The 16,818-nt window shown below is 72.3% G+C and carries 14 protein-coding genes; 8 read left to right on the top strand and 6 right to left on the bottom strand.

Annotated features, from left to right (window positions below):
* Positions 1-77 precede the first annotated feature (77 nt).
* The 8 genes from E0504_RS06915 (at position 78) to E0504_RS06880 (ending at position 7,932) form a co-directional block, all read left to right on the top strand.
* On the top strand, positions 78-875 hold the full coding sequence (locus tag E0504_RS06915; protein WP_112106191.1) for a crotonase/enoyl-CoA hydratase family protein: 798 nt from the start codon (positions 78-80) through the stop codon (positions 873-875).
* Entirely contained in the window at positions 872-2,011 is a 1,140-nt protein-coding gene (locus tag E0504_RS06910) for a CaiB/BaiF CoA-transferase family protein (protein WP_112106160.1), read from the top strand. Before E0504_RS06915 ends, E0504_RS06910 begins: the two co-directional genes overlap by 4 nt.
* 83 nt (positions 2,012-2,094) lie before the next feature.
* A complete protein-coding gene (locus tag E0504_RS06905; protein WP_112106161.1) occupies positions 2,095-2,895 on the top strand; it encodes an SDR family NAD(P)-dependent oxidoreductase in 801 nt (266 codons plus the stop codon).
* A 30-nt stretch (positions 2,896-2,925) separates the two neighbouring features.
* Positions 2,926-4,014, top strand: a complete 1,089-nt coding sequence (locus tag E0504_RS06900) for a phosphotransferase family protein (RefSeq protein WP_112106162.1) — start codon at positions 2,926-2,928, stop codon at positions 4,012-4,014.
* Positions 4,015-4,100: 86 nt separating this feature from the next.
* Complete coding sequence (locus E0504_RS06895; RefSeq protein WP_112106192.1) at positions 4,101-4,919, top strand: enoyl-CoA hydratase/isomerase family protein; 819 nt, start codon at positions 4,101-4,103, stop codon at positions 4,917-4,919.
* A gap of 224 nt (positions 4,920-5,143) precedes the next feature.
* A complete protein-coding gene (locus E0504_RS06890; RefSeq protein WP_131622489.1) occupies positions 5,144-6,115 on the top strand; it encodes an NADPH:quinone oxidoreductase family protein in 972 nt (323 codons plus the stop codon).
* A 110-nt stretch (positions 6,116-6,225) separates the two neighbouring features.
* Positions 6,226-6,990 carry a crotonase/enoyl-CoA hydratase family protein gene (locus E0504_RS06885; RefSeq protein WP_112106164.1) on the top strand — a complete coding sequence of 255 codons (765 nt, stop codon included), beginning with the start codon at positions 6,226-6,228 and terminating at the stop codon, positions 6,988-6,990.
* Positions 6,991-7,125: 135 nt separating this feature from the next.
* On the top strand, positions 7,126-7,932 hold the full coding sequence (locus E0504_RS06880) for an enoyl-CoA hydratase/isomerase family protein (RefSeq protein ID WP_112106165.1): 807 nt from the start codon (positions 7,126-7,128) through the stop codon (positions 7,930-7,932).
* 141 nt (positions 7,933-8,073) lie between these two features.
* On the opposite strand, the gene E0504_RS06875 is transcribed toward E0504_RS06880, so the two are convergent.
* The 6 genes from E0504_RS06875 to E0504_RS06850 form a co-directional block, all read right to left on the bottom strand.
* The gene (locus E0504_RS06875; RefSeq protein ID WP_112106166.1) at positions 8,074-8,784 is read right to left on the bottom strand and encodes an ABC transporter ATP-binding protein; all 711 of its coding nucleotides are present in this window, start codon (positions 8,782-8,784) and stop codon (positions 8,074-8,076) included.
* The gene (locus E0504_RS06870; protein ID WP_131622487.1) at positions 8,781-11,765 is read right to left on the bottom strand and encodes a branched-chain amino acid ABC transporter permease/ATP-binding protein; all 2,985 of its coding nucleotides are present in this window, start codon (positions 11,763-11,765) and stop codon (positions 8,781-8,783) included. Before E0504_RS06870 ends, E0504_RS06875 begins: the two co-directional genes overlap by 4 nt.
* Before the next feature lie 35 nt (positions 11,766-11,800).
* Complete coding sequence (locus tag E0504_RS06865) at positions 11,801-13,075, bottom strand: ABC transporter substrate-binding protein (RefSeq protein WP_112106168.1); 1,275 nt, start codon at positions 13,073-13,075, stop codon at positions 11,801-11,803.
* A gap of 412 nt (positions 13,076-13,487) precedes the next feature.
* Positions 13,488-14,252: an SDR family NAD(P)-dependent oxidoreductase gene (locus E0504_RS06860; RefSeq protein WP_165938430.1), complete on the bottom strand. Its 765-nt coding sequence runs from the start codon at positions 14,250-14,252 to the stop codon at positions 13,488-13,490.
* Positions 14,249-15,550 carry an acyl-CoA dehydrogenase family protein gene (locus E0504_RS06855; protein WP_112106169.1) on the bottom strand — a complete coding sequence of 434 codons (1,302 nt, stop codon included), beginning with the start codon at positions 15,548-15,550 and terminating at the stop codon, positions 14,249-14,251. Before E0504_RS06855 ends, E0504_RS06860 begins: the two co-directional genes overlap by 4 nt.
* A gap of 79 nt (positions 15,551-15,629) precedes the next feature.
* On the bottom strand, positions 15,630-16,769 hold the full coding sequence (locus E0504_RS06850) for an acyl-CoA dehydrogenase family protein (RefSeq protein WP_112106170.1): 1,140 nt from the start codon (positions 16,767-16,769) through the stop codon (positions 15,630-15,632).
* Positions 16,770-16,818 lie beyond the last annotated feature (49 nt).

Raw genomic sequence — 16,818 nt, 5'->3', positions numbered from 1 at the left:
TCCTCGAAGGCGCGGTCTTGACGCCGCGCGGCGCACCTGGTGATGCTAATGCCAGAACAACGTTCTCTATAGAGAACCTGAGCAAGGAGCCTCCGCTGCCCGCATCAGCCCTCTCGGACGACGTCCTGGTACGCCCTGAGGAGGGGGTCCTCGCGATTACGATCAACCGTCCCGACCAGCGCAACGCCGTGAACGGCGAGGTCTCCCGCGGCATCGCGGCCGCGCTCGACCTGCTCGACTCGACTCCCGAGCTGCGGGTCGCGGTGCTGCACGGCGCCGGCCCGAGCTTCTGCGCGGGCATGGACCTCAAGGCGTTCGCCGCCGGGGAGAAGACCTCGGACCCGGTGCGAGGCTTCGCCGGGTTGGTCGAACGGCCGCCCGCGAAGCCGTTGATCGCGGCGGTCGAGGGGTGGGCGTTGGGCGGCGGGTTCGAGATCGTCCTCGCGTGCGACCTGGTGGTGGCGGGCCGTGGGGCGCGGTTCGGGCTGCCGGAGGTCCGTCGCGGGCTGGCCGCGCGCGGCGGCGGCGCCTTCCGCCTGCCGCGCCGGCTGCCCCACATGCTCGCCATGGAGCTGCTCCTCACCGGCGCCCCGCTGGAGGCCGAGCGCGCGGCCCGGTTCGGCCTGGTGAACCGGCTGGTCGACGACGGCGGGGCGCTGGCGGGCGCCCTCGACCTCGCGGCCGTGGTCGCCGGCAGCGCGCCGATGTCGGTGCGGGCGTCCAAGCAGGTCGCGGTGGAGTCCGCGGACTGGCCGGTCGGCGAGGGTTTCGAGCGGCAGCGGGCGCTGTTCGAGCCGGTGTTCGCCTCCCGCGACGCGGCCGAGGGCGTGGCCGCCTTCCGGGAGCGGCGCGCTCCGGTCTGGCGAGACGCATGACGCAGGCGCTGGGCGGCGTCACGGTCGTGTGCCTGAGCGCGCTCGGGCCGGTCCCGTTCGCGACCATGCTGCTCGCCGACCTGGGCGCCCGGGTGATCCGGGTCGACCGGGCCGACCGGCCCGGCGGCGTCACCGGCCTGCGGCTCGAGGACGATCCGCGTACCCGGGGGCAGCGCGGCATCGGGGTCGACGTCCGGCATCCGTCGGGCCGGTCCGTGGTGCTGCGGCTGGTCGAGACGGCGGACGTGTTCCTGGAGGGAATGCGCCCAGGCGTCGCCGAGCGGCTCGGGCTCGGCCCGGACGAGCTGCTGGCCGTCAACCCCGGTCTGGTTTACGGGCGGGCGACGGGCTGGGGGCAGTCGGGCCCGCGCGCGCAGCAGGCCGGGCACGACATCAACTACGCCGGTCTGGCCGGCGGCCTGTACCCGACCGGACCGGCCGAGCTGCCGCCGCTGCCGCCGCTCAACCTGCTGGCCGACTTCGCCGGCGGCGGTTCCTACCTCGCCCTCGGTGTGCTCGCGGCCCTGTACCACCGCACGGGGACCGGACGCGGCCAGGTGGTCGACGCGGCCATGGTCGACGGCGTCGCCAACCTCACGGCGATGATGCACGGGATGCTCGCGGCCGGCCTGTGGAGCGATCGCCGCGGCGACAACCTGCTCGACGGCGGCGCGCCGTTCTACCGCACCTACCGCACCTCTGACGACGGCTTCGTTGCCGTGGGCGCGCTGGAGCCGCAGTTCTACCGGCTGCTGCTGGAGAATCTCGGGCTCGACCCCGCGCGGTGGCCGCAGCACGACCGGTCGACGTGGCCCGAGCAGGAGCGCGTCCTGGGGGATCTGTTCGCCGCGCGCACCCGGGACGAGTGGGCGAAGCTGTTCGACGGCGTCGACGCCTGTGTGACGCCCGTGCTGAGCCTGGCGGAGGCGGCGGCCTCGGCCGAGCTGCGCGAGCGCGCGACCTTCGTCGAGTGGGGCGGTGTGGCACAGCCGGCGCCGGCGCCCCGGCTGTCGGCGTCCCCGGCCGTCGAACGTCCCCGGTCGGGCTGGTGCAGTCACTCGGCCGAGATCCTGACCGAGCTCGGGCTGACCGAGACGGAGCGGGCGGCGCTGCGCGACGCGGGTGTGATCGCTTAGGGCTCCGGCGACGGCGCCGCCGCCCGCGGCCGTTCCCGCCGCGGACCCGCCGGCCGCCACACGACGACGATCGAAGGAGATCCATGCCCGACGAGATGCCGGTCAACGAGACGCCGGAAGACGAGACGCCGGCCAAGGAGCACGCTGGCAAGGTCGCGCTGATAACGGGGGGCGGCCGCGGTTTCGGCAAGGCGTTCGGTGCCGCGCTGACCGAGCGCGGGGCGCACGTCGTGCTGGCCGACATCGACGGTGACGTCGCCTCGGCCGCCGCGGCCGAGCTCACCGCGCTCGGCGGCAGCGCGACCGGGGTCGCCTGCGACGTGACGGACGAGGCCCGCGTCGGTGAGGTGGTGGCCGACATCGTCCGCGCGCACGGCGGGCTCGACATCCTGGTCAACAACGCGGGGCTGCACTCGGCCGCCTTCAACAAGCCGACCGCCGAGCTCGGCGCCGGCCGGATCCGCCGGCTGTTCGAGGTCAACGTGCTGGGTGTCGTCATCTGCACGCTGGCCGCGAAGGACGCGATGAGCGGGCGGCCGGGCGCCGCCGTCGTCAACATCTCCTCCTCGGCGGCCTACGCCAACCGGACCGCCTACGGCGTCTCCAAGCTCGCGGTCCGCGGCTTCACCGCGCAGTTCGCCCGCGAGCTGGCCTCGGTCGGTGTCCGGGTCAACGCGATCGCCCCCGGGCTGATCCTCACCGACACCGTGCGGGCCGAGCTGCCCGCGACCGAGGTCGCGCGCGTCCTCGCGCAGCAGGTCCTGGCGCGCGAGGGCGCGGAGCGGGACGTGGTGAACGCGCTGCTCTACCTGGTCTCGGACGCAGCCGCCTTCATCACCGGGGAGACGCTGCGGGTCACCGGTGGGTTCGCGCTCTCGGTCTAGCCCGACCCGAGCTGAGGAAATGAGACACGCATGGCAGATCACCAGGCCGGCACGGCTCACCCGGCTGACGTCGCCCGCCAGGCCGACGTCGCTCACCCGGCCGAATCAGCCCTGACCGCCGACCTGGCGAGGCGGCTGGCGGACCGGCTGCCGCGGTGGCGTGGCGGGGCGCGGGTTGGCGAGGTCCGCCCGCTGACCGGCGGCACGTCGAGTCTGACGTTCCTCGTCGACGTGGCCGGCGTGCCGGCGGCGGAGTCCCCGATCGTGGTCAAGCTCGCGCCGCCCGGCCTGGCGCCGGTCCGCAACCGCGACGTTCTGCGGCAGGCTCGCGTGCAGGCGGCGCTGCAGGGCGGGCGGCGGCAGCTGGCGCCCGACGTCCTGTTCTCCGATCCCGGAGCACCGCCCGGGATCCCGCCGTACATGGCGATGAACCTGGTTCCCGGGGAGTGCGTCGAGCCGGTGCTCAGGTCGGTCGCGGACCGGCCCACCCCCGAGCTGGTGCGCACCCGTTTTCTCGGCGCGGCCGGCGTCCTGGCCGACCTGCACGACGTCACTCCCGCGGCGGTCGGCCTCGCCGACGAGCCGGTGGTGGACCTGGCGGCGGAGATCGGTCGCTGGCGCCGTGCCTTCGAGACCCTCCCCGACGGGATGCGCGGCGACTACGAACGTGCCGCCGGCGCGCTGGTGTCGACGATCCCCGTGGCGCTGCCGGCCGTGATCAACCACGGTGACTACCGGCTGGGTAACACGCTGTGCGACGGTGCCCGGCTCGCGGCGGTCATCGACTGGGAGATCTGGACCGTCGGCGACCCGCGGGTGGACCTCGCCTGGCTGACGTTCTTCACCGACGATGCCGGGCACCCCGCGGCTGAACCGGGGCCGCCGGCCGGCACACCCACGCCCGACGAGGTCATCCGGGCCTACGAGCGCCGGCGCGGGGTGCCGATCGCCGACCTGGACTGGTTCCACGCCCTCACGCGCTACAAGGAGGCGGCGGCGACCGGGCTGCTGCTGAAGCGGGCGGCCAAGTCCGGCCGGGAGGTGAACGGCACGCTGGCCCGGATGGTGACCGCGCTGCCGGGACTGGTCCAGGAGACGCTGAAGATCGTTGGGGATTGACCCCACGGCAGACGATCCGAGGTCTGTGGACGCTGGCGCCCGCCGACCGCTGTGGCGAACGGGAGAATTCTGTGGACGACGATGTCATGGGGAGCACGCCCCGCCCGCCCGACGGTGACTGGCTCGGCACGCCGTACCTGAGACTTGAGCGGCGCGAGCCGTTCGGGCATCTGGTCGTCGACCGTCCCGAGGCCCGCAACGCGCTCACTCCCGCGATGTACTTTGGCGTGCGTTACGCCGTCCGGCGGGTCGACGCGGACCCGGCCCTCGCTGGCCTGCTGATCACCGGGGTCGGCGACGTGTTCATCCCCGGCGGCGATCTGGGTAAGAACGCCGGCGACCACTGGCTGCACCTCGGCGGGGTTCCCGGCGCCATCGACGTACTTCCCTTCGATGTCCTGCGGCAGAGCGTCAAGCCGGTGGTGGCGGCGGTGAACGGGATCTGCCAGGGCGGCGGCCTCATGATCGCGCTGTGCTCGGACGTCGCCGTGGTGAGCGAGCGGGCGACCTTCCGGGTGCCGGAGCTGCTCCGCGGGATCTCGGACACCTATTTCGCCTCGGTCCTGGTCCGCGTCATCGGGCCGGTGCGCACGCGCGACCTGATGCTCACCGGTCGTACCTTCACCGCCCAGGAGGCGGTCGAGTGGGGCCTGGTGAGCCGGGTCGTCTCCCATGACGAGCTCCTGGACGCGGCCACCGCGGCGCTTGCCCAGTGCTGCCAGACCGCTCCGGGCGCCCGCCGCGACGTCAAGCGCGTGCTGGACCAGTACGTCGGGCTGCACGACCGCATCGCGTTCTTCGACAGCCTGCACCGGGACGAGTCGCGCGAGGGCTTCTCCGCCTTCATCGAGAAGCGTTCGCCCAACTGGGTACCCGAGTCGCTGCGCCGCGACGCCCGCGCCTGACCAGGGAGGCGGCGGAGGGCGGTCGTGCCGGTAGCGGTCGCTTGCTGGCTGCTGCGATCTAATATAACTTAGTTATACAATAGCGGGTCGGTCCGGCGGGTGTGGTGTCCCGGCCCGGCTTCGGCCACGTACGGAGGTTCGATCATCAAGCGACCCGCTGAGAACCCAGGCAGGATCCGAGCCCGAGCCGCCTGCGGGCCCCGCCGCACGGGCCGGGAGACGCGGTGAGGGCCGCCCGCGTCGAGGCGTACGGCGGTCCGGCCGACGTCGTCATCCGCGACGTACCCGCTCCGGAGGCGACGCCGGGCCACGTCGTCGTCGACGTGGCCGCGGCCGCGCTGAACTTCCCCGACCTGCTGTTGATCGCGGACCGCTACCAGGTGTCGGCGCCGCTGCCCTTCACCCCCGGGTCCGAGTTCGCCGGCCGGGTGGCGATGGTCGGTGACGGGGTCACCGGTCTCGCCGTCGGTGACCCCGTCCACGGCTCGGTCTTCTCCGGCGCGATGGCCGAGCAGGTGCTGGCGCCCGCGACCGCGGTCTCGCCGATCCCGGCCGGGCTGTCGATGGTCGAGGCCGCGGCGTTCCGGGTGACGTACCTGACGGCGTACCACTGCCTGGTCACGATCGGAGAGCTGGCGCCGGACCAGTGGGTCGTCGTCCTGGGGGCTGCCGGAGGCGTCGGCTCCGCGGCGGTCGACATCGCCGTCAGGCTCGGTGCGCGCGTCATCGCCGCGGCCTCGTCACCCGAGCGGCTGGCGGTCTGCAAGGAGCTCGGTGCCGAGGCGTGCATCGACTACACGACGGAAGACCTCAAGCTCCGAATCAAGGAGATCACGGGCGGCGCCGACCTCGTCGTCGACCCGGTCGGCGACCGGTGGGCCGAGCCGGCGCTGCGCGCGATCCGCTGGGGTGGCCGCTTCGTCGTCGTGGGCTTCGCGGGCGGCGAGATTCCGCGGATCCCGCTGAACCTCGTGCTGCTGAAGAACATCACGGTGCGCGGGATCGAGCTGCGCACATGGTCCCTGCGGCTGCCCGAGGAGACGGCGCGGGCGCGTGAGGGGCTGGCGACACTGGTGGCGCAGGGGATGCGGCCGCTCGTGTCCGAGGTACACGACCTCGACGACGCGGCCGTCGCCCTGCAGCGCGTCGCCGACCGGGCGCCGACCGCCAAGGTCGTCATCCGCGTCGCGGACTGACGGCGCCGCCCGCACCGCGAGAACCGCGACCGCGACCGCTTCGATCGCGAGAACTGCGACCGCGAGAACTTGGACCGCGAGAACTTGGACCGCGAGAACGAGGAGACGGCATGGCAGACTCGGTGCTGGTCGAGCGGCATGGCGCCGTCCTGGTCATCACGATCAACCGCCCGGAAGCCAGGAACGCGCTCGACGCCGAGGCCGCGCGCGGCATCGCGGCGGCAGCGGACGAGCTGGACGGCGACCCGGAGCTGCGGGTCGGTGTGCTGACCGGGGCCGGCGGCTCGTTCTGCGCCGGCATGGACCTGAAGGCCTTCCTGCGCGGTGAGACCCCCAACATCAAGGGCCGCGGTTTCGGCGGCATCACCGTCACGCCGCCGCGCAAGCCGCTGATCGCCGCGGTGGAGGGCTGGGCGCTGGCCGGTGGCTTCGAGCTGCTGCTGGCGTGCGACCTGGTCGTGGCCGCGGCGACGAGCAGGTTCGGCGTGCCGGAGGTCAAGCGCGCGCTGGTGGCCGGCGGCGGCGCCGCGATGCTGCTGCCGCGCCGGATCGCCTTCTCGGTCGCGCTGGAACTCCTGCTGACCGGTGAGCCCGTGACGGCGGAGCGGGCGGCAGCCCTGGGGCTGGTCAACCGGGTCGTGCCGGAGGGTGGCGCGCTGGCCGGGGCGCTCGAACTCGCGGCCAAGATCGCCGCCAACGGGCCGTTGGCCGTGGCAACGACCAAGCAGATCGCCCGGGCGCAGGCCGACTGGACGGTCGAGGAGGGCTGGCAGCGGCAGGCCGAGCTGTGCGCCCCGGTCTTCGCCTCCGAGGATGCCCGCGAGGGCGCGACCGCCTTCGCCGAGAAGCGCCCCCCGGTGTGGCTCGGCCGGTGACGGCGCGCTCCGTCGGGTGACCCGCGGTGCCGCGCCGCTCGAGGCCGGCCGCCGGGCCGGCACCGGGCGACACCGGGCAGGGGTACCGGCAGGGGCACCACAGGAACGCCATCCCTACGAGAAGCGGGAGCCGTTATGGCCGACGTCAGCCAGACCCGTCGGTCCGAGACCGACGGGATCCTGACCCTCACCTTCACCCGCGACGAGAAGCTCAACGCCGTCAGCCCCGAGATGATCGAGGCGCTGCGCCAGGCCGCGACCGATCTGGGTGATCGCGACGACCTCAAGGTGCTCGTGATCGCGGCGGAGGGCCGCTACTTCACGGCCGGCATCGACATCCGCCAGAGCGGCGCCGGTGGCAAGCGCGGGTACGCCGCGGACGGCAGCTTCAGCCCGCGGCGGCTGCGCCGTGAGTACCGGCGGCTGCACCTGGTCTTCGACGAGCTGGAGGCGGTCGAGAAGCCCGTCGTCCTGGCCGCGCACGCGCCGTGCCTGGGGGTCGGCCTCGAGCTGGCCGCGTCCTGCGACTTCCGGCTGGCGTCCACCGCCGCGGTGTTCTCCCTGCCCGAACTGCCCGCGCTCGCCGTCATCCCGGGCTCCGGGGGCATCAGCCGAGTGACCAGGCTGGTCGGCCCGCACTGGGGCAAGTGGCTCGCGTTCGGGGAGGAGGTCGACGCCCACCACGCCCGGGACATCGGGCTCGTGCACGCCGTCTACCCGGCCGAGGAGTTCTCCGAGCGGGTGAGCGCCTTCGCCCGCAAGCTGGCCCGGCTGCCCTCGGAGGCGGCGGGCGTGGCGAAGGCGGCCGTCGACATCGCCGCGAGCGTCGACCGGCAGACGGCGCGCGACTTCGACCGCTTCGCCAACACCATCCTGTTGACGTCGGACGAGCACCGGGCGCTGACCCGGGCCTTCGAGACACGCAAGAAGTCCGCTGAGTAGATCTGACGTCCAGTGGCTCTGGCGTCGAGCAGATCTTCGAGAGACCTGACGTCGAGGGGACCTGACGCCAGGGGATCTGATGCCGAGGGGTGCTGACGATGCCTGCGTCAGCACCCCTCGGTGTCGCCTGTGCGTTCCGGGTCAGCCGGCCTGGCCCAGGTAGGCGCGCTCGATCCGGCTCTCGTCGGCCGCGAGCTCCTTGGCGTCCCCCCGGAGCACGACGTCGCCGTGCGAGAGGACGATCGCCGTGTCGGAGACGCCGAGGGCGAGCGCCACGTGCTGCTCCACGAGGATGCAGGCGACGCCGGACTCGTCCGCGACCCACCGGATGACCGGCAGGAGAGACTCGACGATCACCGGCGCGAGGCCCATGCTGAGCTCGTCGATGAGAAGTACCTTCGGGTCCTGCATCAGCGCCCGGCCGATCGCCAGCATCTGCTGCTCGCCGCCGGAGAGGTTCCCGGCCGCCACCTTCATCCGGGGCCGCAGGCCGGGGAAGTGGTCGAGAACCTGGTCGACCGTCGTGCCGCCGCGACGGGCGGCCAGCTTCAGGTTCTCGTGGGTGGTGAGGCTCTTGAACAGCGAGCGGTCGTCCGGCACGAGCACCAGCCCCGCGCTCACCGCGGAGCGCGCCGAGCCGGGCTTCACCGCCACCCCGCCGATCTCGACGTGCCCCGCCAGCGGCGGCAGCAGGCCGGCGATCGTCATCAGCAGGGTGGTCTTGCCCGCCCCGTTCGGTCCGATCAGCGCGAGCACCTCACCGGCCTTCAGGGTGAGGTCGGCGCCGCGCACGACCGGCCGGCCGGCCGTGTAGCCGGCGTCCATCCCGGCGCACCGCAATGCGGCGGTCATCGCACCTCCTCCGCATGCACGCGCTCCGTGTGCCCGTGCTCCGCGTGCCCGTGGGTCGTGCCCAGGTAGGCGCGGGTGACCTCCGGGTTGCGCTGGATCTCTGCCGGTGTGCCGACCACGACTACCTCCCCGAGGTTGAGCACCACGATCCGGTCGCACACGTCCAGGACGAGGCCCATGTCGTGGTCGACCATGACGATGGTGATGCCGGCGTCGCGGATGGCCCGCAGCCGCTCGCCCAGCCAGCGGCTCTCGGTCGTGTCCAGCCCGGCGGCCGGTTCGTCCAGCAGGACGATCGCCGGACGCCCGGCCAGCGCGCGGGCGACGGAGACCAGCTGACGCTGCCCGACGGACAGCTCCTGCACCGGGGCTTCGGACACCGCCTCGAGATGCAGGATGGTGAACAACCGGTCGATGTCTACGGGCGACGGCGTGGCGCGGTCGCCCGACGAGCGGACCGCCATCGTGCCGGTCTGGACGTTCTCCCGGACGCTGAGATCGTCGTACAGCTCGATGCCCTGGAAGGTCCGGCCGAGGCCGCGCCGGCTCCGCTGATGGGGTTTGAGCCCGTCGAGCCTGCGGCCGAGGAACTCGATCGACCCGGTCGCGTCGGCATAGCCGCTGATCGCGTCGATCAGGGTCGTCTTGCCGGCGCCGTTCGGGCCGATGAGGCCGACGATCTCGCCGCGGTTGACGTCGAAGCTCACGTCCTGGTTCGCGACGACGGCGCCGTAGCGCACGCCGACGCCGCTGACCCGTAGCAGCGGGCCCGCCGTGACCTCGTGGGTGTCGTGGGGTACCGCCCGCTCGGAGGCTGTGGTCGCCGCGACCGCGTCCCCGGACGGCGCGTCCCCGGCCTGTGCGTTCCCGGACGGCCGGGCGAGGGAGGCCGGCGATCGGCGTCCGAGCCTGGTGCGCAGCGCGCCCAGATGTTCGTGCACCGGCCCGACGATGCCCTCCGGGTTGAGGATGACGGTGAGCACCAACAGGACACCGCTGACGGTCGTGTAGTAGTTGCCCAGGGCCACCGCGTCACGGTGGAGGAGGAAGGCCGCCAGGGTCAGCACCCCGACCACGCCGGACAGCGCCGGGATCAGCTTCGGCCGGATCTCGGCGACGATCGCGAGGACGGGCAGCCCGACCAGCAGAACGTAGACGCCCAGCGGCAGGCCCTTGTCGACCAGGGTGAAGATGATGCCGCCCGCGCCGATGAGCCCGGCGTTGATGCCGCCGGACACCGACGTGACGCCGGCCAGGTACGCGGTGGCGAACAGCGCGACGCAGCCCATCGCGGTGTACGAACTCGAGTCCGCCACGGTCTGCTGGTAGGCCAGCATGGCGCCGCCCAGCCCGGCGAGGAACCCGCCGATGGCGAAGGCGACGAGCTTCACCTGCGACACGGAGATGCCCGAGGCGGCGGCCGACCGTTCGTTGGCGCGCACCGCCAGCATCGCCGCCCCCAGCCGGCTGCGGCGCAACAGCACCACGCCACCGGCCACCAGCAGCAGGACGACCAGGCAGAACAGGCCGAACGTGAGGCGTGGGTAGCCGGCGCCGGCGCCGATCCCGAGATTGACGCCGAAGAGGGTCGGGTCGTCGATCGGCGAGCCGTTGAACCCGCCGTTGAGGTCCTTGTTGGTGAACCACAGCTTCTCGAGCACCACCGCCAGCGCGAGCGTGGTGACCGCCACCGGCAGGCCGCGGATCCGCAGCGCCGGCAGGCCGACCACCACCCCCACGATCGTCGCGAGGACGGCGGCGAGCAGCGGCGCGATCGGGAACGGCACGTGCAGCTGGTGCTGGATCCGGGTCAGCGCGAACGCGCCGACGCCGGCCAGGGTCAGCTGCGCCAGGGAGATCTGGCCGCTGAAGCCGGTGACGACCACCTGGGACAACGCGATGATCGCCAGGACGATCGTGGTGATGATCGCTGCCCGGTGGGAGCCGTGCGTCGCCGCCAGCGCGGCGAACCCGGCGGCGGCGATGACCACACCGGGCAGCACCATCGACTTCGGCCGCGGCGCCCGGCCGAGGGTCTGCTGCACGATCGAGCCGCGCGAGGGCAGGGTCTGCCCCCGGAAGACCAGGAAGATCAGGATGACGGCGAGCGGGACGAGCTCGGCGAGGCCGGACGACGGCAGCCAGCTTTTGGTCTGCAGGTTCGTGGCCTCCGACTGCAGCATGCCGATGACGAGCCCGGCGGAGACCGCCGTACCGATCCTGGTGAAGTTCCCGACGAGCGCCGTCGCCAGCGCCGGGACGATGAACAGGGTGTAGGACACCGGGGTGAGCGGAACGATGGGCGCGATGAGGATGCCGCCGACACCGGCGATCATGGTGCTCAGGGCCCAGTTGACCAGCGCGATGCGCTGCGGCGACAGCCCGGTGACCAGAGCGCCCTTCTCGGACTCGGCCGCCGCGCGGGTGGCCAGGCCGAACCGGGTGAGCCGGAACCACAGGGTCAGGACGACCGCCATCACGATGATGATGCCGGCGAACCAGAGCCGGTCGCCGGGAACCCGCTGCCCGGCGACGGTGTAGATACGCGTCGGCAGGATGGCCGCCACCGAGACCGCGGTCGTGCCGACCTGGACCGCGAGCAGCGCCTGCATGACGATCATCACGCCGATCGACGCGACGGCCTTCGCGGCGGTGGGCGCCGTCCGCATCGGGCGGAAGACGGCTGCGTAGAGCAGCGCTCCCAGCGCCGCGGCGACCACCAGCGAGAGTGCGAACGCCGCCGGGAAGCCCACCCCGTCGATCCCGAGATCGACGGTCCCGGTTAAACCGGGGATCGGGTTGAGCAGTTTCCCCTGCCGAAGGAAGGCATAGGTGTAGGCGGTGTAGAGGGCGACCGCACCGGTGGCGAAATTGACCACACCCGAGCTGCGGTAGGTGAGGACCAGGCCGAGTCCGAGCGCCGCGTAGACGGCGCCATTACCGAGGCCGAGGATCAGGAAGATGAGGTCGGTGCTACCCATGCCGGTGCGGCCGCCCTTCTAGATGAGGCCCGGACTCAGTTGTCGATGGTTTCGGGCTGCGTGCCCACGCCGTCCTTCACCGTCAGGACGATCTCTCCCGCGGAGCACACCGTGGTCAGGCCGGGAAGCTGCTTGCCGTCGCAGGTGAAGGTGACCCCTGCACCGGCCGGCAGCGGGACGTCCTTGGCCTGCGCGATGGCGGCGAGGATCGAGCTGCTGGTGACGGGGCCGGTCAGCTTGGCGGTGGCCCGGATCAGGCCGAGCATTCCCTGGTAGCCGACCGGCGTGTAGCCCGAGATCGACGCGTCGGGCGCGTACTTGGCCATCACGGTCCGGTAGAGCTGTGCCTCGGGATCGTCGGTCGCGATCGAGGAGACGCCGAAGACCTTGGCGCCCTCTATCGCGCCGCCCACGGCATCGACCGTCGCCGGGTCGAGGCAGCCGGTGATGCCCAGCTTGGGAATGGTCGGGTCGACCACACTGAGCGCCTTCAGCGCCGTCGTGCAGCCGGTGGAGTTGAAGATCAGGATCGCGGCGTCCGGCTTGCCGGCGAGGCCACTGGTCACCTGGGGCGTCGCGTCCGCCGTGCCGGGCGTGACCGGCACGACGGTGAACTCGATACCGGCCGCCTTGAACGCGGGGACGCCGATCTTGGCCGCCCCGCCGGTCGCGGCCGGCACGTCGGTCACGAAGGCGGTGACCTTCTTGTATCCCTGCTCGGCCGAATACGTGGCCATCGCGGAAAGGGTCGCGGCGAAGCCGCCCGTCCACATGTAAGCGTTCTTGCTCGTGAACTCGCCGCTGCTCGCCCCGGCCACCGAGACGTACGGGATGCCGGCCTTGGTGATGATCGGCACGATGGACTCACCGAAGCCGGTCGTGGTGACCACGACGGCCGCGACCTTGTCCTCGACCATCTGGTTCGCGCACTTCACCGACGAGGCGACGTCCTCGAGGATGCCGCAGCGGTCGATCTCGATCGGGTGGCCGCCGATGCCACCCAGATGGGCGTTGGCGTATTCGGCCGCCGCGACGGCGGCGTCGCCGATCTCAGGGTCGGACAACGCGGGACCACCCTCGGTGTTCAGTAACCCGATCTTCACCGGGTCGCCGCTGGCGGCCTGGCCGGGGAAGTAGGTTGCGAGGGCGGCGGGAATGGCAGTGCTGGCGGTGGTCGGGGCGGAGCCGCCGCCGTCCGACCCGCTGTCGCTGCCGCAGGCTGCCACCCCGATCAGCGTTGCCGCGGCGATGGCCGCCACCGCCCCGCGGCGTGTCGCCCGGGTCGCGAGTCTGTGTTCCGTCTGGATCATGTGTCGTCCCGCTCGTGTAAGGCGGGCGGCCGTGCACCCGCGTCAGTGATCAGCCCGCCCGAAAAGCAAGCAGGTAGATGATTGAACTAGATTAGTAGGCCACCAGCTAGATTTTGTCAATGATCTAACTAGGTGACCTGTTGCTGGTCGTTCCGCCCGTGACCGGCGCGTTCGGGTGCGATCGGTGCTCAGGCCGGGTGGGTGAGTGCGCTCCGGGAGGTCCTGGTCCGCAGGTGGGCGGCAGCACGGGGGAGCCCGGTGAGCGTCCGGCAGGCGGCCCGCGGCGGGAGCGGGGCCGGAGCCCGGCGAAGGGCGAGGCACGGACGATGGGCGGGGCACGAGCGCGGGGCAGGGCACAGGTGACGCGGGGCAGGGCACAGGTGAGAGGTACGGCTCGGGTGAGGCGTCGGGGTCAGTGCAGTCCGCCGTCGACCCGGATGAGTGATCCGGTGGTGTAGCTCGAGGCCGGGGAGGCCAGGTAGAGCGCGGTGGTGGCGATCTCCTCCGGATTCCCGGCGCGGCCGGCCGCGTTCTTCCACGTCCGCTTGCTCTCGTCGGGCCAGCGCTTGGAGATGTCGGTGAGGAACGGCCCCGCGGAGATGGTGTTCACCCGGACGTTGGGCGCGAACTCCAGGGCGAGCACGGTGGTCAGCGCGTTGAGCGCCGCCTTCGCGCCGGCGTACGGCCCGAACCGGGGGGACGGGAACAGCGCGCCGCTGGACGAGATGTTGATGATGGAGCCGCCGTCGCCGTCGTGCATCCGCTGCCCGATCAGCGAGCTCAGCCGGAACGGGCCCTTGAAGTTGACCCCGATCACCTTGTCGAAGAGGTCCTCGGAGGTCAGCGCCGAGGACGGCGCCAGCGGCGACATGCCGGCGTTGTTGACGAGGACGTCGACCCGGCCGAAATGGCTGTAGGCCCGGTCGACGAGGTGATCGCACTCGTCCCAGCGCCCGACATGGGCCGCGACCGGCAGGGCTTTCCGGCCGAGCGCCTCGACCTGCGCCGCCAGCTGCTCGCAGCTGTCGAGCTTGCGGCTGGCGATCACCACGTCGGCGCCGGCGCGGGCGAAGGCCAGCACCATCTCCCGGCCGAGGCCCCGGCTGCCGCCGGTGACCAGGACGATCTTGCCGGTGAGGTCGAACAGTCCGGCAGGTTGGCCGTCGGCGCTGGTCACAGCCCGAATTCCTGCAGGACGTCCGCGTACCGCTCGCGGGCGGCGGCGCGCCGGGTCGGAAGGTGCTCGGTGGGGAAGAGGCCGGGCGCCGGCCGGTAGCCCTTCAGGACCTGCTTGGCGACGGTGGCCTTGTGCACCTCGGTGGGCCCGTCTGCGAGGGCGAGCTGCGGCACGCCGGCCCACCAGGCACCGAGCGGGGTCTCGTGGGTGGTGCCCAGCGAGCCGTGCAGGTGCAGTGCCCGCTGGATGATGTCGTGCTGCACCTGCGCCAGGGCGACCTTGCACATCGCGATGTGGGTGCGGGCCGCCCCGTGCGGCTGGGTGTCGATGATCCACGCCGTCTGCAGGACGAGCAGCCGGAACTGCTGGAGCTGGATCGCCGAGTCGGCGACGAAGCCCTGCACGAACTGGTGCTCGGCGAGGACCTTGCCCTGCGTGTGACGCGACAGCGCCCGCTCACACAGCATGTCGAAAGCCCGCTGGCACTTGCCCACGACCCGCATGGCGTGGTGGACGCGGCCGCCGCCGAGCCGGGCCTGGGCGACCTTGAAGCCTTCGCCCGGCGCGCCGAGCATGGCGTCCAGCGGGACCCGCACCCGGTTGTAGCGGATGTAGCCGTGGATGCCCTCGTCGAAGTCGTCCCGCTCGTTGATGGTGCCGACGTTGCGCAGGATCTCGATGCCGGGCGTCTCGGCGGGCACCACGAGCATGGACATCCGCCGGTGCGGGGCGGCGTCGAGGTCGGTGACCGCCATGACGATCAGGAAGGCCGCGTAGCGGGCGTTCGAGGAGAACCACTTCTCGCCCTCGATGACCCATTCGTCGCCGTCCCGGATCGCCGTGCAGGCGAACTCCTTCGGGTCGGCGCCGCCCTGCGGCTCGGTCATCGAGAAGCACGAGACGATCTCGCCGTCGAGCAGCGGCTGCAGGTAGCGCTGCTTCTGCTCCGGGGTGCCGAACATCGCGAGGATCTCGGCGTTGCCGGTGTCGGGAGCCGCCGTGCCGAAGACGGTGGGCGCCCAGTAGGAGCGGCCGAGGATCTCGTTCATCAGCGCGAGCTTCATCTGGCCGAAGCCGTGGCCGCCCAGCTCCGGTCCCAGGTGACAGGCCCACAGCCCCTGCTCGCGGACCTGCGCCTGCAGCGGCTTCAGGATGGCTCGCGACGCCTTGTTGTGGACGTCGTACGGATCGCCCCCGTGCGGGAAGAGCAGGTCGAGGGGTTCGCACTCCTCGCGGACGAATCGTGCCATCCAGTCCAGCTTCTCCTGGAACTCAGGCTCGGTCGAGAAATCCCACATGCGTCGCTCCGCGGTCGGTCGAGGCCGTCGAGGCCGTCGATATCGAGGCCCCGGAATGTAGAGGCCCTGGAATTCGGATTCAGGTGTCGAGGTGGGCCCGGTCGTCGCCCGGCCGCCGGTCGTGGGCGGATCCGACCTCGACGCCGCGGGCCTGCGCCAGCAGCGCGACCACCCGTTCGTAGTGCTCGGCGGGTGCGCCGAACAACACCTCGTCGACCTTCACCCGGCGCAGGTACAGGTGCAGGTCGTGCTCCCAGGTGAAGCCGATGCCGCCGTGCGCCTGGAGCGCCTCGCCGGCGAGTGCGCTCATCCCCTCGGCGGTGAACGCCTTGGCCGCGCTCGCTGCCAGATCACCGTCGTCGGCCCCGGCGTCCAGCGTCATCGCGGCGTAGTAGGTCGCGGCGCGGGCGCCCTTGACGAGCGTGAGCATGTCCGTGACCTTGTGCTTGACCGACTGGAAGCTGCCGAGTGGCCGGCCGAACTGCTCGCGCACCAGAACGTGCTCGACGGTCATCTCGAGCAGCCGTTCCCCGGCGCCGAGGGCGTCCGCGGCGGTGAGGACGCCTGCCGCGGCCACCAGCCACCGCACCTGCGCGGGCCCGCTCGCGGCGACGTGGGTCGCGGGTACCCGGATGCCGGTGAGAGCCACGTCGTACCAGCCGCGCGTCTCGTCGAGCGTGCGGCGGCGGCGGGTGCCGCCGGGCGGCGTCGGCACCAGGACGGCGGCGGGACCGTCGTCCGTCGAGGCGGTCACGAGCAGCCAGTCGACGGCCGCGGCGGCCTGGACCGCCGTCACATGGCCGTCGAGAACCAGCGCGTCGCCGTCGCGTGCCGCGCGCACCGTGCCGTGGTGGGCGAGGCTGGCCCGCGCCTGGCCGTCGGCCAGCGCGGCCGCCACCGGGCCGAGCTCGGGGTGTCCGGACCGGGCCGCGGCGAGCGCCACCAGCGCGGTCTCGACGACCGGGCCGGGGGCGACCACGCGGCCGATCTCCTCGGCGACCAGGCTCAGCTCGACCAGCCCCTGGGCGGAGCCGCCCAGCTGCTCGGGCGCCGCGAGGCCGGTCCACCCGAGTTCCACGCCGTGCTGCCACAGTTTGTCGTCGATGTCGCCGCCGGAGCCGACGAGCGAGCGCACGCGGGCGGGAGGGCAGTGGGTGGACAGCATCGTTCGAGACACCTCGCGGAGCATCGCCTGCTCCTCGGTGAGTTCGAAGTCCACTGGGCAGTCGCCCTCCTCGTCGCTGGACCCGCGGACCGTGACGGCCGGC

It is taken from the genome of Parafrankia sp. BMG5.11, from assembly GCF_004337455.1.
Note: the sequence above shows the minus strand (reverse complement) of the source record. Positions and strands in the feature narration are given on the sequence as shown.

Bases quoted from the DNA above. Each gene is read 5' to 3' on its own strand.
- E0504_RS06910 (WP_112106160.1), top strand. From the start codon at position 872: ATGACGCAGGCGCTGGGCGGCGTCACGGTCGTGTGCCTGAGCGCGCTC.
- E0504_RS06905 (WP_112106161.1), top strand. From the start codon at position 2,095: ATGCCCGACGAGATGCCGGTCAACGAGACGCCGGAAGACGAGACGCCG.
- E0504_RS06900 (WP_112106162.1), top strand. From the start codon at position 2,926: ATGGCAGATCACCAGGCCGGCACGGCTCACCCGGCTGACGTCGCCCGC.
- E0504_RS06895 (WP_112106192.1), top strand. From the start codon at position 4,101: ATGGGGAGCACGCCCCGCCCGCCCGACGGTGACTGGCTCGGCACGCCG.
- E0504_RS06885 (WP_112106164.1), top strand. From the start codon at position 6,226: ATGGCAGACTCGGTGCTGGTCGAGCGGCATGGCGCCGTCCTGGTCATC.
- E0504_RS06880 (WP_112106165.1), top strand. From the start codon at position 7,126: ATGGCCGACGTCAGCCAGACCCGTCGGTCCGAGACCGACGGGATCCTG.
- E0504_RS06875 (WP_112106166.1), bottom strand. From the start codon at position 8,784: ATGACCGCCGCATTGCGGTGCGCCGGGATGGACGCCGGCTACACGGCC.
- E0504_RS06870 (WP_131622487.1), bottom strand. From the start codon at position 11,765: ATGGGTAGCACCGACCTCATCTTCCTGATCCTCGGCCTCGGTAATGGC.
- E0504_RS06865 (WP_112106168.1), bottom strand. From the start codon at position 13,075: ATGATCCAGACGGAACACAGACTCGCGACCCGGGCGACACGCCGCGGG.
- E0504_RS06855 (WP_112106169.1), bottom strand. From the start codon at position 15,550: ATGTGGGATTTCTCGACCGAGCCTGAGTTCCAGGAGAAGCTGGACTGG.